Source organism: Chitinophaga nivalis, assembly GCF_025989125.1.
Lineage (GTDB): Bacteria > Bacteroidota > Bacteroidia > Chitinophagales > Chitinophagaceae > Chitinophaga > Chitinophaga nivalis.
In genome coordinates this window covers 1291911-1306951 of the sequence record NZ_JAPDNR010000001.1, presented here as the reverse complement: position 1 = coordinate 1306951, position 15041 = coordinate 1291911, and the positions used below count along the sequence as shown (strand labels likewise).

Below are 15041 nucleotides of genomic sequence, written 5' to 3'. Positions count from 1 at the left end.
GGCTGCAGCGTTCACCCACGCTGCAGCCATCACTTATTTTAAAATGTATGTTATGTCGCAACTAACGGACAACACTACACGTCAGACAAATATCATCAGTACGGTGGCAGCGCCCCGGCCCAATAGCCGGAAAAGACATTGGTGGCAGGTCGCAGGGGTACTACTGCTGGCGGTGGTATTGCTGGCTGCGATCTATCATTACCTCGTGCCAGCGCCGGCGCAGCTACAGGTATATCATTTTATGGACTCCTTCTTCACGACCGAATTATTATTTTATATCGTAGTGGGGCTGAGTGCACAATTGGTAGATGGCGCATTAGGAATGGCCTATGGTGCCACTTCCTCCTCGCTGTTGCTGGGATTGGGGGTATCACCGGCTGTGAGCAGCGCCAGTGTACATGTGGCAGAGGTATTTACGACCGGCGCCTCCGGTTTTGCCCATTTCAAGCTGGGTAACGTTAATAAGAAACTGTTTCTGTGCTTATTGATACCAGGCATGGCAGGCGCCATTATCGGCGCTTATCTTTTATCAGACAAAATAAACGGCGACCTTATCAAACCTTTTATCAGTGCGTATTTACTAATATTGGGCGTTATCGTCATCCGGAAAGGATTACAACAACACAAGCGTAAAAGAAAAACCAAAAGACTGGCCCCGCTGGCATTTGCAGGCGGCTTTATGGATGCAGTCGGCGGTGGGGGATGGGGTCCTATCGTTACCTCTACGTTACTCAGTAAAGGCAGAACTGTACATTACACCATTGGCTCCGTCAATGCAGCTGAATTTTTCGTCTCCCTGTCCAGCGCAGCTACCTTCCTGATTTTCACAGGTATCTCCAACTGGCAGGTGGTCATAGGCCTGGTTACAGGCGGTGTTATTGCGTCTCCGTTTGCAGCAATCCTCGTTCGCAAAATCAAACGGAAACCGCTGATGATTATGGTAGGAGTACTGATTATACTCCTGAGTCTGCGCACCATCGTTACCGCAGTGCTGCATCTCCTTTAAAAAACATATTCCTCTCCGGTACTTTTTACCGGCGGTCATATGGTTGTATAAAGGTACCTGTGTGATGGCATGATTTGCCTGATCATCTTCGTACCTTCATAACAGTTAGTAACAATTACTTACAAAAAAAGCGTCCCAATCATATGGAACGCTTTTTTATTGAAAAATATTACGAATTATAATTTGATTTCACCCACCATGTTGCCTGGTACTACCCATTCGTCGAATTCGGCAGGGGTCACATAACCCAGTTTCACGGCCATTTCTTTCAGGGTTGTTCCTTCTTTGTGGGCTTTCTGCGCGATCTCTGCAGCTTTATAATAACCGATCTTGGTATTCAGCGCAGTTACCAGCATCAGGGAATTTTCCACATGTTTTTTAATGTTTGCTTCAATCGGCTCAATACCTTCTGCACATTTATCATTGAAGCTCACGCATCCGTCGCCGATCAGGCGGGCAGAATGCAGGAAGTTGAAGATCATTACCGGCTTGAATACGTTCAGCTCGAAATGACCGTTTGAACCGCCAATACCGATGGTTACATCGTTACCCATAACCTGTGCAGCAATCATGGTGAGTGCTTCACACTGGGTTGGGTTTACTTTACCCGGCATGATGGAAGATCCTGGTTCGTTATCAGGAATATGTATTTCGCCAATACCTGCGCGTGGGCCGGAGCTCAGCATACGTATGTCGTTGGCTATTTTCATGAGGCTAACGGCTATGGTTTTCAGCGCACCGTGTGCTGCTACTACCGCATCATGTGCTGCCAGTGCTTCAAATTTATTTTCAGCGGTGATAAAAGGCAGGCCGGTTAATGCAGCAATATTCTTCGCTACATTTTCGGAATATCCTTTAGGGGTGTTGATACCAGTACCTACGGCAGTACCGCCCAGGGCCAGTTCCGCCAGGTGTGGCAGGGAATTGTTGATGGCTTTTAAACCATGGTCCAGCTGAGAAACATATCCGCTGATTTCCTGACCGAGGGTGAGTGGCGTCGCATCCATAAAGTGGGTACGGCCTATTTTTACTACATCTTTAAAAGCTACCGCTTTTTGTGCCAGGGTATCGCGCAGTTTTTTAATACCGGGGATTGTTACTTCCACCAGCATTTTATAGGCTGCAATGTGCATGGCAGTAGGGAAAGTATCGTTGGATGACTGGGATTTGTTTACGTCATCATTGGGGTGGATAAACTTATCTTTATCAGTAAGCTGTCCGCCGTGAACCACGTGTGCACGGTAAGCCACCACTTCATTCACGTTCATGTTGGACTGGGTACCGGAACCGGTTTGCCATACTACCAGCGGGAACTGGTCGTCCAGTTTGCCTTCCAGGATTTCATCACATACCTGGCCAATCAGGTCGCTTTTTTCTTTGGGCAGTACGCCTGCTTCCAGATTGGTTAAAGCTGCTGCTTTTTTCAGGAATGCAAATGCACGGATAATTTCTTTCGGCATTTTGTTGATGTCCTGTGCGATCTTGAAATTCTCAATGGAGCGTTGCGTCTGAGCACCATAATAGGCGTTTACAGGTACTTTTACCTCACCCATCGTGTCTTTCTCTATTCTAAATTCCATGGTGTAAGCTTTTATGATTTAGAGCACAAAAGTAAAGAATTACACATTAGAAATTAAGAATAACGTCCCGGAGAGCAGATAATGGCGGAGGATCTCCGCGTATAGCTGCTAACCGGGACGTTAATGTATATTGCTTTTATTAAGCGCCTGTAAAATTCGGCTGTCTTTTCTCCGTGAAAGCGGCGGCGCCTTCCTGGAGGTCTTTGGTAGCAAAGCAGGCGGCAAATTCCTGTATTTCTGTATCATAACCATCCTGATCCTTATCCAATGCGGCATTGGCGCATTTTACCACCCGGGCTATTGCCAGCGGTGCTTTGGTCTGGATCTTCCGGAGAATGGCGATAGTTTTAGGCAACAGTTCTTCCAGCTTTACCACATGATTTACCAGTCCCCATGACAGGGCTTCCGGAGCAGTCAGCATATCGCCGGTCATCATCAGCTCCAGGGCTTTTCCTTTCCCTACGAGCTGGGTGAGCCGCTGTGTGCCGCCATAACCAGGAATGAGTCCCAGGTTTACTTCGGGCTGACCGAACCGGGCATTTTCGCTGGCAATCCGGAAATGACAGGCCATAGCCAGTTCACAACCACCTCCTAATGCGAAACCGTTTACAGCGGCCACAATAGGTTTAGGACTGTTTTCGATGCGCTGAAAAATTACGTGTCCTTTCTTTGCCAGTTCTTCTCCTTGTTTGGGAGACAACGAGAGAAACTCCGCAATATCAGCACCCGCTACAAAAGCTTTTTCGCCAGCTCCTGTAATCACAGCGCCTTTAATATCATGATTGCTGTAAATTTCATCCACTGCCAGTGCCAGTTCAGCCATCACAGTTTGGTTGAGGGCATTCATTTTATCCGGGCGGTTGATCGTAATGATCAGGATATTATTTTCCAGTTGCGTACTGATAGCTTGATACATGCGTTCCTTTTTGGTTGCTCAATATTAAGCAATTTCACTTACCTAACGAATCAGTTTGAGCGCTGCTTCCAGCTGCTTATCCTGCTCCAGGTCCAGTGCGGCTTTATCATATTTTACTTCCTGATCCGGCGGGAAACCAATGCCTTCATAAATATTTCCGTCTCTGTATTTAAATATCAGGGAAGAAGTATATACCAGGTTCAGGAAACTGGTAGAAAACTGACCACCGTTGTACATTTTATTGGCGGTAAGCGGGCCGTTTCCGCCCCAGGTACGTTCACCGATAAAATGTCCGTTAGGCAAGGATTTAATCACCATGGTTGTCAACTCTGCCATACTCACAGACCAGGAGTCAGCCAGTGCGATGATAGGAGCGGTGATATTGCGGCCATCCGGCGATGGCGTTACAAAAGCAGGCGCCCACGGAGAATAATCCAGCCGGCCATTACTCAGTTTAGAACGGGTCTGGCCAAAATCCACCTGTTTATCCACCAGTTTTCCCATCAGGAAATTTAAGTCAGCCAGGCTTCCACCACCATTACCACGAACATCAATAATTACCCCTTTGATATTTTTGGTATTTTTCAGGTTATCAAAGAAGGCCTGCAGTACCGGTTTTACACCATTAGCCGGGTCATTGTTTTCATACAGGCTTTTCAGGTTGAAGGCACTGCAAAAGAAATAGAGAATATCCTGATTAATCCTACCGGTAACAGCCACATACTGTCTATCTGCCGTATTGGTAAATCCACGCACAGCAGAACCAGCATCCAGGTATTTTTTGGGGATTGTTCTGTAGAAATTGAAAATGCTGATCGGTATGTGGTAATCAGGTTGTTTTACCTTACGCTGATAAGCAGGATTGATACTGGGTTGATCAGCCAGCCAGCTATCCTTGAAAGAAATATCATAGTGTGAATCTATCAGGCCGGCGGTCATTTCCTGGAAATAACCATACCCTTTTACCACATCACTGGAATCATACAGATTCAGTTTGGCAAAAAGCGGTTTGTAAGTATCGTATACCCGGTCCCAGTTGGTGGTATCAATATCCCAGAACACGTAGTTATTGTTCATACCGTTCCAGTAGGAATCAAATACTTCACTGAAGTTTCCTTCTATATAATCTTCCGGTTTGTTGAGATCCGGATTTTCTTTACGGCAGGAGGATGCCAGCAGGAGAATGGAAAAGAAAAGGATATATTTCTGCAGATGTTTCATTGCTTAGGACATTAAGTTGTTAACAAATATTACTTCGATGCGGCCACCGGAGCATGATGAAAGAGGTTACGCACGCTGAACAGACAGCCAGCCTGTAGTACATAGGTATCATTATACCGGGGAATCTGGTTGACCATGTAGTTCTTTTGCTGGTCAGACAGACCATAGTAATATCTGCCTTCTACAAAAAAACGGAATTTATCTGCCAGCAGGTATTCTACGCCAATACCTCCTACGAGCCCCAATTCAATGCGGCGATCCCGGCGACTGTCGAATTCATATTTTTCGTTGTACTCATAGGCCTGATTGAACTGCAGGTACTTATAGATTTGTTCCCCGGCGGGGATATCCGGCCCGGAGTTAAACACGTTGGCCATGACGCCTTTGATACGGCCACCGGCCCAATAGCCTGCATAACCACCGGCATTCAGGAATCCTTTCAGCTTTTTCCCACCAAAAGAAAAGTGCGCCATCAGGGGCAGCTGAATGTAACTGATCGTGTTGCGCTGATAAATGCCATCATAAAAATGTGTTCTCTTGATTTCATAGTTCTTCTGAATGTAAGAGGGGTCGGCCTGAATGGCAAGCCAGTTGTTGACATGATAACGTACCGGAATACCGATAACAAAACCGCTGCGGTTATCATATTTTGTAAAAGTGCGATAGCCTGTACTGGTTCGGAGGTAGTTATTTGTGTATCCGCCGGATACACCTACTTCAAGTTGGGCTTGTGCTGCCTGGGTTATCATGTTTAAGCACCACAATAGTACGGCAAAGGAGAGGTGTTTGCTCTTCATAGATCATTAATTTGGTTGTATTGCTCTGAGGATAAAACAAAAATGTCCCGGCACCAACTTGCGATTGGTTGCGGGACATTCAAATGTAATAAATATTTTCTTTTAATAATTCACCTGAAACTCAGCTTTCCCATTTTTCATTTTAAAATAGTGCCTTTTCTTGTTCACCCTAAAATAATTTACGCCATTGAAGTTATACCCCAATGAAACCAATACGAGGTTGGCCTCCGTGTTCCTGTAGGGATACGTAGTGGCGCCTTTCACGGTTTCTTTGTAATCCTGGTTGAAAAAATTCTGCGGGTAATACTGTACTTTCAGTGCGATACCATGTTTAATCCGGAAGCCGGCAAATAAGGAAGGCATCAGCAGGGGAGTGCGGTCACTGAACCATTCATTGAATTTATGCACCTTACGACCATCGACAAATTGTTTCTCTTTATAGTTGATCGCCATCTCAATTTCGCCACCGGCAAAAAAGATAAAGGTTCCTTCTGAAAGATCTCCGATTTTGAAGCCCAGGGGGATGCCCAGCGTATATACCCGTTGTTTTAATTTCACGGAATCGTTGGGTTTCGAGATCAGCCCGATGTTTTTCAGGTTCACACCTGTGAACATACCGAAATGCCGGTTGAAGTCTTTATTGAAATTGGTACCCAGGTTAAACACTACGGTAAAACGGGGCACACTGGCTACATGCGCGCCATTGTCTTTCATGTCAGCAAAAGACAACAGCGGGCCATCGCCGCCATGCGTTACGTATATGCCTTTCCGGTACCGGGGATAAGAACCAAAGATCAGGGAGAATTTTGAAAAGCTGGCTTTGGTGGTTTCCGTGGAATCTGCCGGTGTTACATCAGTGGTGTCGGACTTAGTCTGTGCGAACGTGGTGGTGCCTTCTATCAATAATAACAGGAATACCAGGTACAATTTACATTTCATAAACGGATCGATTGTGGTTTTTTAGATGGTGGCGAACCAATTTCCACTGAAGACGATCCGGTTTTGAAAAAGTTACGACAGCTGTAATATTTTTTTTAAAAATTTCTATGGGAAGCTACCCAGTCGACAATATATTCGGAAATATCCTTTGTATTAGTGCCTGGCGGGAATAATTTACCGACACCCATTTCCTGTAACGCCAGCATATCCTCATCGGGGATAATGCCGCCGCCGGTCAACAGTACATCATTCATTCCCTTTTCTTTCATCTGGGCAATTATTTTCGGGAAAACTGTCATGTGGGCGCCGGACAGAATACTGACGCCAATGGCATCCACATCTTCCTGGAGGGCAGCATTCACTACCATTTCGGGGGTTTGCCTTAAACCGGTATAAATGACTTCCATACCGGCATCCCGCAGTGCAGCGGCAATTACTTTAGCACCACGATCGTGGCCATCCAGGCCCACTTTAGCTACCAAAACACGAACAGGACGATTTAATGGGTTGACCATGCCATTTTATAATTAAGTCAGTAAATGTACGAAAAAGCTCTCATCATACTGTGCCTTCCCGCCGAGATTAAGGTACGGGAAAACACTTTATGCTGGTAGCTTTTTTGTACATTTGTCGTCCGCAAAACAGATATAAATCATTATGAGCGAAGAGAAATCACTCAATTTTATAGAACAGATTGTAGAAGAAGATATCGCCAACGGTGTCAATGGTGGCCGTGTACTGACACGTTTCCCGCCAGAACCCAATGGCTACCTGCATATTGGCCACGCCAAATCCATCGTGCTGAACTTTGGACTGGCCCAAAAATACAATGGTCATACCAACCTGCGTTTTGATGACACCAACCCGGTGACAGAAGATACCGAGTATGTGGAGTCTATTAAAGCGGATATCCGCTGGCTGGGCTTCGAGTGGCAAAAGGAACTGTATGCCTCCGATTATTTTGACCAGTTATACGCTTTTGCCGTTCAACTGATCGGGAAAGGGCTGGCCTACGTGGAAGACGCCACTGCAGAGCAAATCGCTGCCATGAAAGGTACACCTACCACTCCTGGTGTGGAAAGCCCCTGCAGAAGCCGCTCTGTAGCAGAAAACCTCGACCTGTTTGAGCGCATGCGCCAGGGTGAATTCAAAGATGGGGAAAAAACCCTGCGGGCTAAACTTGACATGTCTGCTCCCAATATGCACCTGCGCGACCCGCTCATGTATCGTATTAAACATGCCCATCACCACCGTACCGGTGATAAATGGTGTATTTATCCGATGTATGACTTCGCCCATGGTCAGAGCGATAGCATTGAAAACATTACCCATTCCGTATGTACCCTGGAGTTCATCCCCCACCGGCCGCTGTACGAATGGTTTATAAAAGAACTGGAGATATTCCCCAGCCGCCAGTACGAGTTTGCCCGTCTGAACCTGAACTACACGGTGATGAGCAAACGAAAACTGAAACAGCTGGTGGAAGAAGGCCATGTAAACGGCTGGGATGATCCCCGCATGCCTACTATCAGCGGTTTACGCCGCCGGGGTTACACGCCGGCCAGCATCCGTATGCTGTGCGAACGCGTAGGGGTACAGAAACGGGACAACATGATTGACATGGGACTGCTGGAATTCTGTATCCGGGAGGAACTGAATAAAACAGCCAACCGCGTCATGGCTGTACTGGACCCGGTGAAACTGGTGATCACCAACTATCCGGAAGGACAGGTAGAAGAAATGGTGGCCGATAACAACCCGGAAGATGAAAGTGCAGGTACCCGTACCCTCCAGTTCAGCAATACCCTGTATATTGAACGGGAAGACTTCATGGAAAACCCACCTAAGAAATTCTTCCGCCTTGGCCCAGGCCTGATGGTAAGGCTCAAAAACGCCTATATCATCAAAGGAGAAAGTGTGGAAAAAGACGCAGATGGCAATATCACGACCATCTATGCGACTTATTTACCGGAAAGCAAGAGTGGTGGCGATCTCAGCGGATTGACCGTTAAAGGTACCATCCACTGGGTAAGCGCAGCCCATGCAGCTACCGCAGAAGTAAGGATCTACGACCGCCTGTTCCGCTCAGAAAATCCCAGTGCAGAAGAGGGCGACTTTAAATCCTTCATCAACCCGGACTCCCTGCAGGTAATTCCGCAAGCCTTTGTAGAACCCGGACTGCTGCAGGCAAAACCCGGCGAACGTTTCCAGTTTATGCGTAAGGGTTATTTCTCCGTAGATCCGGACAGTACACCTGAGAAGGTAGTCTTCAACCGGACTGTCACGCTGAAAGATGCGTGGGCGAAAGAAGCAGCCAAAGCTAAATAATAGCCTGACTATATTATAAAGAGAAAGCGCGGATGATCATCATCCGCGCTTTCTCTTTATATAACGTAAATGGCAGCTGCTATTGATTAAATGCCAGCAAACCATTGGCAATCCGCTGACGGGTTTCTTCCACACCCAGGGTTACCACGATGTCAAATACGGGAGGCCCGAATTTGCCACTGGTCAGCATAATACGGAAAGGCAGTTGTACTTCTCCCATCTTGATATTTTTTTCTGCAGCCAGGGCTTTAAAAGCCGCTTCCAGTTCCGCTGCAGTAGCAGCAGACAAGGTTTCCAGCTGAGCAGACCAGGCCTCAAAGAAGGCTGCCTTATCTGCATTCCACTTCGGTTTCACCGCTGCTTCATCATAGCTGGCAGGGCGCTCGAAGAAGAAGAAACCATGATCCCAGATTTCATTCACAAAGTAACAACGCTCTTTCACCAAACCAGCTACGGTAGCCACATACGCCGGATCCGCCGTAATGCCTTTTTCCGCCAGTACCGGCTGGAACAGGGCCGCCAGACTTTCATTGTCTTTATGATGCAGGTATTGGTGGTTGAACCATTTGGCCTTTTCGTAATCGAATTTGGCGCCGGCTTTATGTACGCGGTCGATAGAGAATTTCGCTACCAGTTCTTCCAGGGAGAAAATCTCCTGGCCGGTACCGTCATTCCAGCCCAGCATAGCCAGCATATTTACAAATGCTTCCGGCAGGAAACCCAGTTCCCGGAAACCTTTTGTAAACTCGTTGCTACGGGGATCTGTCCAGTTCATCGCATATACGGGGAAGCCTAAACGATCGCCATCGCGTTTGCTGAGCTTACCGTTACCATCAGGCTTCAGGATCAGTGGCAGATGCGCCCATTGCGGCATATCCGCTTCCCAGCCCAGGTATTTCCACAACAGGATATGAACAGGTGCGGAAGGCAGCCATTCTTCCCCGCGGAAAGCGTGGGTAATTTTCATCAGGTAATCATCTACTACCACGGCGAGGTGATAGGTAGGCATACCGTCAGCTTTCAGTAATACTTTATCATCTACCTGTGTAGTATTAAATGTTACTTCTCCTCTTACCAGATCCGTAATCGTCAGTTCTTCATTCACCGGCATTTTGATACGGATCACGTGTGGGGTATTATCGGCCAGCAGTTGTTGTACAGTGGCTTCCGGTAATACCAGGGAGTTACGCATTTGTTGCCGTACCACGTGGTTGTACTGCGGAGCAGGGTTTTCCGGGCTTTTCAGCTCCTGGCGCATATTCTCCAGCTCTTCCGGGGTATCAAAAGCGTAGTAGGCATGACCGGACTTTACCAGTTGCTCGGCATACTGGCGGTATAAGTCCTTCCGCTCACTTTGCCGGTAAGGTGCAAAGGGACCACCTACCGTCGGACTTTCATCCGGCGTTAAGCCGCACCAGCGCAAACATTCATTGATATATTCTTCCGCACCGGCTACAAAGCGGGTCTGGTCTGTATCTTCAATACGCAGCACAAAATCACCATTGTGCTGTTTTGCAAACAAATAGTTGAACAATACAGTGCGTACACCTCCAAGGTGTAACCCGCCCGTAGGACTGGGCGCAAAACGCACTCTTACTTTTTTGTGATCCATAGGTCGCAAATATAAGGAATTAGCCTATAGAGCGCCGTTAAAAGGGTCACGGAAAAACAGGATTTTTCATCGCTTTCCGGCCACCGGCAAGATAACAATGCTGTACAATGGTCAACAGCTTATTGTATATTGCAGGTCAACAGCCGATTACTAAAAGTTAACAGTGCTATGTTCTATCTTACCAAAACCCCCGGCATATTAAAAGCCTTGTACAAAAGCTGTATCTGGAACTTATCGCCGGCCGGCAATAAAGTATACCTCACCTTCGACGACGGACCTCATCCGGAGGCCACCCCGTTTGTGCTGGAACAGCTGGCAAAATATGATGCCAAAGGCACCTTTTTCTGTATCGGTAAAAATGTGGTGGAAAACCCCGCTATTTATCAGCAGATCCTGGAGGCAGGGCATACTACCGGTAACCATACCTTTAACCACCTGAATGGCTGGAAAACCAACACGGCTACCTATATTGAAAACATACTGGAAGCACGCAAGTATATTACCTCTCCTTTATTCCGGCCTCCTTATGGCAGGATTACCCCTTTTCAGATCCGGCAGCTGAAACAAAAGGTGCCGGGGGTTAAAATTATTATGTGGGATGTACTCAGCGCAGATTTCGATACGGAGATAGATGGCGAAGCCTGTGTACAGAATGTGGTGTTTAAAATACAACCGGGGTCTATTGTGGTATTTCACGACAGCACCAAGGCGTGGGACCGGCTGTCGTACTCCTTGCCGCGGGTATTGGAGTATTGCCGCAAACAAAAATATGAAATAGCGGCCCTGCCGGTATAAATGCAAATCGCCACGCCTGAAAGTCAGTGTACTTCCAGGCGTGGCGACGACAAATACTTCGTTATTTGGTCAGATCTATTTCCTTCCACTTATCGCCCACAGTGATCACCGCTTTGTGATCACATACACCAGTGCCATAATCCAGGATACCGGATTTGTTGCCATGTACCACTTTCAGCTGTCCTTTGCTGACAGTATTACATATCCAGGCTTTAATCAAAGGCGAGATGGTGGTATAGGTAGCAATGGTATTGGCGCCCAGGCCGCCTTTTTCGTAGGTTACCTTTGCTTCTCCCTCGATGCTGTATTCATCATCACTCCTGTTGGCTTTACTAGCGCCGCCGGCAATCTGTTTAATGGTTCTTTTGGTAGTATACCCCAACACCAGGGTATCCCCAAAATTTACCTTACCACCGGCTATTTCGATGCTATACTGTACCCCATTCGTATTATCGTAAGAGATCATGTTGATGGTAGCATTTCCGGATACCGGCACGCCTTGTATTTTGTAGTTATCCAGTTTCACCTGGGCTACCGAACCTGCTTTAAACAACGGCGCACTCAGTGTAATCGTTACCGTACCACTGCGGATTACGCCGTAGTTGTCGCGGCAGGCGCCTCCGTATATGACCGTCAGGTCTTTAGGCCAGTTCGGCTGGTCTTCCATCCGTATATCCGGACAGGAGGCCGCATCAGCCTGGGTTTTATCGATCTGGGCAGCACGGCTTAGTACACCCTGGCCTTCGGCGGCCATCAGTACTACATCAAACAGGTCTGTATAAATAAGATTGAGTTTTGCTTCGTGGCCGGCGGCGGCAATGGTACCGTTATCTACTTCATTGGAAGGGGCCGGATCGCCGGGGCCTACCGGGGGTTTATTCTCTTCTGCATCCTTTTTGCACGCAAAAAAAAGAGCGGCAATGGCTACACCGGTGAAGGTCCACGCCAGCACACGGTTTGTACTGAAATAGCTTTTCATAGTTAAGGTTTTTTTAGCAATTAGGTTTTTCGGACTTTACCTTTGTATAGATAAAGATATATACTTAAATATTAAAAATATTAAGAATTTAATAAATAAACCGTTATGAATTGGATAGATACCCACGCCCACCTGTATTCAGAAGAATTTGCAGCAGACCGGGAAGAAGTGATCGCGCGGGCATTGGCAGCAGGAGTAGACCAGCTCTTTTTACCCAATATTGATGAAACCTCCATCGAAGGGATGCTTCAACTGGAATCGCAGTATCCGGATCAGGTATATGCCATGATGGGAATACACCCCTGTTATGTAAAGGAAGAAGTGGATGTACAGCTGGACCTGGTAAAAGCCTGGCTGCAGCAACGTCCTTTTAAAGCCATCGGCGAAATAGGCCTCGATTTCTACTGGGATAAAACCTTCCTGACCCAGCAATACCGCGCCTTTCAGGAACAACTGCTCCTGGCCAGGGAATACGGATTACCGGTAGCGATTCACAGCCGGGAGTCCACACAGGAATGTATAAACGAAGTAAAGGCATTACAGGATGGTCGCCTCAGCGGCGTGTTCCACTGCTTTTCCGGTACCACAGAAGAAGCAAAGGAAATAATTGACCTGGGCTTTTACCTGGGCATCGGCGGTGTAGTTACCTTTAAGAAGTCCGGCCTCGACAAAATCCTGGAGACAATAGACCTGGCACACATTGTACTGGAAACGGATGCCCCCTACCTCGCACCGGTACCTTACCGTGGCAAACGGAATGAAAGTGCCTACCTTCCTTTGGCCGGAGAAAAGGTGGCGGATATAAAAAATCTAAAAATTGAAGAGGTGGCCGATATTACCAGCAGGAATGCCCGGAAATTATTCAAAATGCTCTAACTGTTTAGATGATACCTTTGCAGGCAATGGCAGCTAGCACAATGAGTAAAATATTAATTATCTACACGGGTGGTACCGTTGGTATGATCTACGACGACAAAACCAAGGCGCTCCGTCCGATCGGGTTTAACGAGATCAGAAACAATTTGCCGGAACTATACCGGATGGGCATCGACTTCTATGTATTTGCATTTAATCCGCCGATAGATTCGTCTGATATGCAACCGGAGATCTGGGTAGAAATAGCCAGCATCATTGAAGACCGGTACGACCGGTACGATGGTTTCGTGATACTGCATGGTTCTGATACCATGGCCTTTACTGCATCTGCCCTGAGCTTTATGTTGGAGAACCTGTCTAAACCAGTGATCTTAACCGGCTCACAGCTGCCTATCGGAAAAATCCGTACCGATGCCAAGGAGAATATTATTACGGCCATGGAAATAGCCTGCAGCCGGCATAATGGCACCTCCGTATCGATGGTTCCGGAAGTATGTATTTATTTCGACTTTTCCCTGTTCCGGGGAAACCGCTCCAAAAAGTACAATGCAGAGAAGTTCGAGGCATTCTACACCATGAACTATCCGCAACTGGCCGAAGCAGGTATCGATATCAAATTCAAGAACCAGTTTATTTTACCTCCTCCTACTGCACCGCTGAAAGTGCATAAGGAACTGGAAACAAATATCACAGTACTGAAACTGTTCCCGGGTATTACCCGCAAGGCAGTGGAGGCTATCCTGAGTGTTCCCGGCCTGAAAGGCGTGATCATGGAAACCTTCGGTAGTGGTAATACCAATACCCAGCCATGGTTTATTGAGAGCATCCGGAAAGTCATTGAAAACGGCGCGCTGGTAGTAGACATCACCCAATGCGACGGTGGCTCCGTAGAACTGGGCAAATATGAAACCAGTCAGCACCTGACCGAAATAGGCGTGGTAAGCGGCCATGATATGACGTTTGAAGCAGCAACCACCAAACTGATGTTTGTACTGGGCCAGGGATTATCCATGGAAGAAAGTAAAAAGCTGATAGAGATTCCGCTGAGAGGAGAGTTAACGCCTTTCGAAATATTCTAACTACCACCACACCACATAACATCGGGCAACAGCAGACAGCGATCTTCTTCGCGTAAGCTGTTGCCCGATGTGTTATTTGTAATACCGTAGCTATTAATAGTTTAGACCTATTACTTTTTTTTATTTCAAATTAATTACGGTAAATTTAGTTATTGACGAGATTGCAACACCCCTGTACCATCCCAAATTTTTCTTTCACTAAAAATCAATTGACTATGACAGTCTCTTTATCACAGAAATGCATTGCAGAGTTCTTCGGCACCTTTGTATTGGTATTCATGGGTTGCGGTAGCGCTGTACTGGCGGGCGCCCACGTTGGTTTCCTGGGCATCGCTTTCGCTTTTGGATTATCAGTACTCGCCATGGTATATGCAATCGGACATATCTCGGGCTGCCACATTAACCCGGCCATCACCATCTCGATGCTGGCTCATGGCAAAATCTCCGGTAAAGATGCCGGCGCTTACATTGTATCCCAGATTGCCGGCGCCATTGTAGGTTCCGCTGTGCTGTACTTCATTGCGCAGGGCAAAGCAGATTACGCCATCGCAGTAAATGGCCTCGGGCAAAATGGGGTAGAAGGGGGCTCTCCCGATCATTATTCCCTGATCAGCGGATTGGTAGCAGAGATTGTGTTAACCGCCATCTTCCTGATAGTCGTTCATGGCAGCACCAGTAAAAATAATTCCAACGGCGCATTTGCCGGTTTAGCCATTGGCCTCGCACTTACCCTGATTCATATTGTAGGTATTCCTGTTACCGGTGTATCCGTGAACCCAGCCCGCAGTATCGGACCCGCGTTATTTGTAGGAGGCGCCGCGTTATCACATCTGTGGGTATTTATCGTAGGACCCATTGTAGGCGGGCTTTTGGGCGGCTTTATCTGGAAGTTATATGATAACAAGTAAAAAAC

Annotated in this window: 14 protein-coding genes; 6 read left to right on the top strand and 8 right to left on the bottom strand. The window is 47.2% G+C overall.

The genetic code is table 11. The annotated features are described in order from the left end of the window. Window positions 1-52 precede the first annotated feature (52 nt). Window positions 53-1006: a sulfite exporter TauE/SafE family protein gene (locus tag OL444_RS05375; RefSeq protein WP_264734256.1), complete on the top strand. Its 954-nt coding sequence runs from the start codon at window positions 53-55 to the stop codon at window positions 1004-1006. A gap of 176 nt (window positions 1007-1182) precedes the next feature. Here OL444_RS05375 and fumC read toward each other — a convergent pair whose 3' ends face one another. From fumC to OL444_RS05345, 6 genes are all read right to left on the bottom strand, one after another. Next, window positions 1183-2586 carry a class II fumarate hydratase gene (gene fumC / locus OL444_RS05370; RefSeq protein WP_264734257.1) on the bottom strand — a complete coding sequence of 468 codons (1404 nt, stop codon included), beginning with the start codon at window positions 2584-2586 and terminating at the stop codon, window positions 1183-1185. Between the two features lie 139 nt (window positions 2587-2725). Beyond that, the gene (locus tag OL444_RS05365) at window positions 2726-3502 is read right to left on the bottom strand and encodes an enoyl-CoA hydratase/isomerase family protein (RefSeq protein WP_264734258.1); all 777 of its coding nucleotides are present in this window, start codon (window positions 3500-3502) and stop codon (window positions 2726-2728) included. Between the two features lie 42 nt (window positions 3503-3544). Then, window positions 3545-4723 carry a S41 family peptidase gene (locus OL444_RS05360; RefSeq protein WP_264734259.1) on the bottom strand — a complete coding sequence of 393 codons (1179 nt, stop codon included), beginning with the start codon at window positions 4721-4723 and terminating at the stop codon, window positions 3545-3547. Window positions 4724-4752: 29 nt separating this feature from the next. Beyond that, window positions 4753-5520, bottom strand: a complete 768-nt coding sequence (locus OL444_RS05355) for a porin family protein (protein WP_264734260.1) — start codon at window positions 5518-5520, stop codon at window positions 4753-4755. A 102-nt stretch (window positions 5521-5622) separates the two neighbouring features. Beyond that, window positions 5623-6459, bottom strand: a complete 837-nt coding sequence (locus OL444_RS05350; RefSeq protein ID WP_264734261.1) for a hypothetical protein — start codon at window positions 6457-6459, stop codon at window positions 5623-5625. Window positions 6460-6554: 95 nt separating this feature from the next. Next, window positions 6555-6974, bottom strand: coding sequence for a cobalamin B12-binding domain-containing protein (locus tag OL444_RS05345; RefSeq protein ID WP_264734262.1), 420 nt, complete (start codon window positions 6972-6974; stop codon window positions 6555-6557). 142 nt (window positions 6975-7116) lie between these two features. Between OL444_RS05345 and OL444_RS05340 the strand changes: the two genes are divergently transcribed. Then, window positions 7117-8787: a glutamine--tRNA ligase/YqeY domain fusion protein gene (locus OL444_RS05340; protein WP_264734263.1), complete on the top strand. Its 1671-nt coding sequence runs from the start codon at window positions 7117-7119 to the stop codon at window positions 8785-8787. A 79-nt stretch (window positions 8788-8866) separates the two neighbouring features. On the opposite strand, the gene gltX is transcribed toward OL444_RS05340, so the two are convergent. After that, complete coding sequence (gltX, locus tag OL444_RS05335) at window positions 8867-10399, bottom strand: glutamate--tRNA ligase (protein WP_264734264.1); 1533 nt, start codon at window positions 10397-10399, stop codon at window positions 8867-8869. A 168-nt stretch (window positions 10400-10567) separates the two neighbouring features. On the opposite strand from gltX, the gene OL444_RS05330 reads away from it, so the two are divergent. Beyond that, entirely contained in the window at window positions 10568-11194 is a 627-nt protein-coding gene (locus tag OL444_RS05330; protein ID WP_264734265.1) for a polysaccharide deacetylase family protein, read from the top strand. A 61-nt stretch (window positions 11195-11255) separates the two neighbouring features. On the opposite strand, the gene OL444_RS05325 is transcribed toward OL444_RS05330, so the two are convergent. Beyond that, window positions 11256-12173, bottom strand: coding sequence for a hypothetical protein (locus OL444_RS05325; RefSeq protein ID WP_264734266.1), 918 nt, complete (start codon window positions 12171-12173; stop codon window positions 11256-11258). 105 nt (window positions 12174-12278) lie between these two features. Between OL444_RS05325 and OL444_RS05320 the strand changes: the two genes are divergently transcribed. The 3 genes from OL444_RS05320 to aqpZ all read left to right on the top strand — a co-directional run bounded on the left by OL444_RS05320 (window position 12279) and on the right by aqpZ (window position 15036). Further along, window positions 12279-13049 carry a TatD family hydrolase gene (locus tag OL444_RS05320; protein WP_264734267.1) on the top strand — a complete coding sequence of 257 codons (771 nt, stop codon included), beginning with the start codon at window positions 12279-12281 and terminating at the stop codon, window positions 13047-13049. A gap of 41 nt (window positions 13050-13090) precedes the next feature. Next, window positions 13091-14128 (top strand): asparaginase, encoded by a 1038-nt coding sequence (locus OL444_RS05315; protein ID WP_264734268.1) that lies wholly within the window; start codon window positions 13091-13093, stop codon window positions 14126-14128. Between the two features lie 215 nt (window positions 14129-14343). Further along, entirely contained in the window at window positions 14344-15036 is a 693-nt protein-coding gene (gene aqpZ, locus OL444_RS05310; RefSeq protein WP_264734269.1) for an aquaporin Z, read from the top strand. Window positions 15037-15041: the final 5 nt, after the last annotated feature.

What these genes read in the sequence shown, in the direction of transcription:
- OL444_RS05375 (WP_264734256.1), top strand. Translation starts at nt 53, where the DNA reads ATGTCGCAACTAACGGACAACACTACACGTCAGACAAATATCATCAGT.
- fumC (WP_264734257.1), bottom strand. Translation starts at nt 2,586, where the DNA reads ATGGAATTTAGAATAGAGAAAGACACGATGGGTGAGGTAAAAGTACCT.
- OL444_RS05365 (WP_264734258.1), bottom strand. Translation starts at nt 3,502, where the DNA reads ATGTATCAAGCTATCAGTACGCAACTGGAAAATAATATCCTGATCATT.
- OL444_RS05360 (WP_264734259.1), bottom strand. Translation starts at nt 4,723, where the DNA reads ATGAAACATCTGCAGAAATATATCCTTTTCTTTTCCATTCTCCTGCTG.
- OL444_RS05355 (WP_264734260.1), bottom strand. Translation starts at nt 5,520, where the DNA reads ATGAAGAGCAAACACCTCTCCTTTGCCGTACTATTGTGGTGCTTAAAC.
- OL444_RS05350 (WP_264734261.1), bottom strand. Translation starts at nt 6,459, where the DNA reads ATGAAATGTAAATTGTACCTGGTATTCCTGTTATTATTGATAGAAGGC.
- OL444_RS05345 (WP_264734262.1), bottom strand. Translation starts at nt 6,974, where the DNA reads ATGGTCAACCCATTAAATCGTCCTGTTCGTGTTTTGGTAGCTAAAGTG.
- OL444_RS05340 (WP_264734263.1), top strand. Translation starts at nt 7,117, where the DNA reads ATGAGCGAAGAGAAATCACTCAATTTTATAGAACAGATTGTAGAAGAA.
- gltX (WP_264734264.1), bottom strand. Translation starts at nt 10,399, where the DNA reads ATGGATCACAAAAAAGTAAGAGTGCGTTTTGCGCCCAGTCCTACGGGC.
- OL444_RS05330 (WP_264734265.1), top strand. Translation starts at nt 10,568, where the DNA reads ATGTTCTATCTTACCAAAACCCCCGGCATATTAAAAGCCTTGTACAAA.
- OL444_RS05325 (WP_264734266.1), bottom strand. Translation starts at nt 12,173, where the DNA reads ATGAAAAGCTATTTCAGTACAAACCGTGTGCTGGCGTGGACCTTCACC.
- OL444_RS05320 (WP_264734267.1), top strand. Translation starts at nt 12,279, where the DNA reads ATGAATTGGATAGATACCCACGCCCACCTGTATTCAGAAGAATTTGCA.
- OL444_RS05315 (WP_264734268.1), top strand. Translation starts at nt 13,091, where the DNA reads ATGAGTAAAATATTAATTATCTACACGGGTGGTACCGTTGGTATGATC.
- aqpZ (WP_264734269.1), top strand. Translation starts at nt 14,344, where the DNA reads ATGACAGTCTCTTTATCACAGAAATGCATTGCAGAGTTCTTCGGCACC.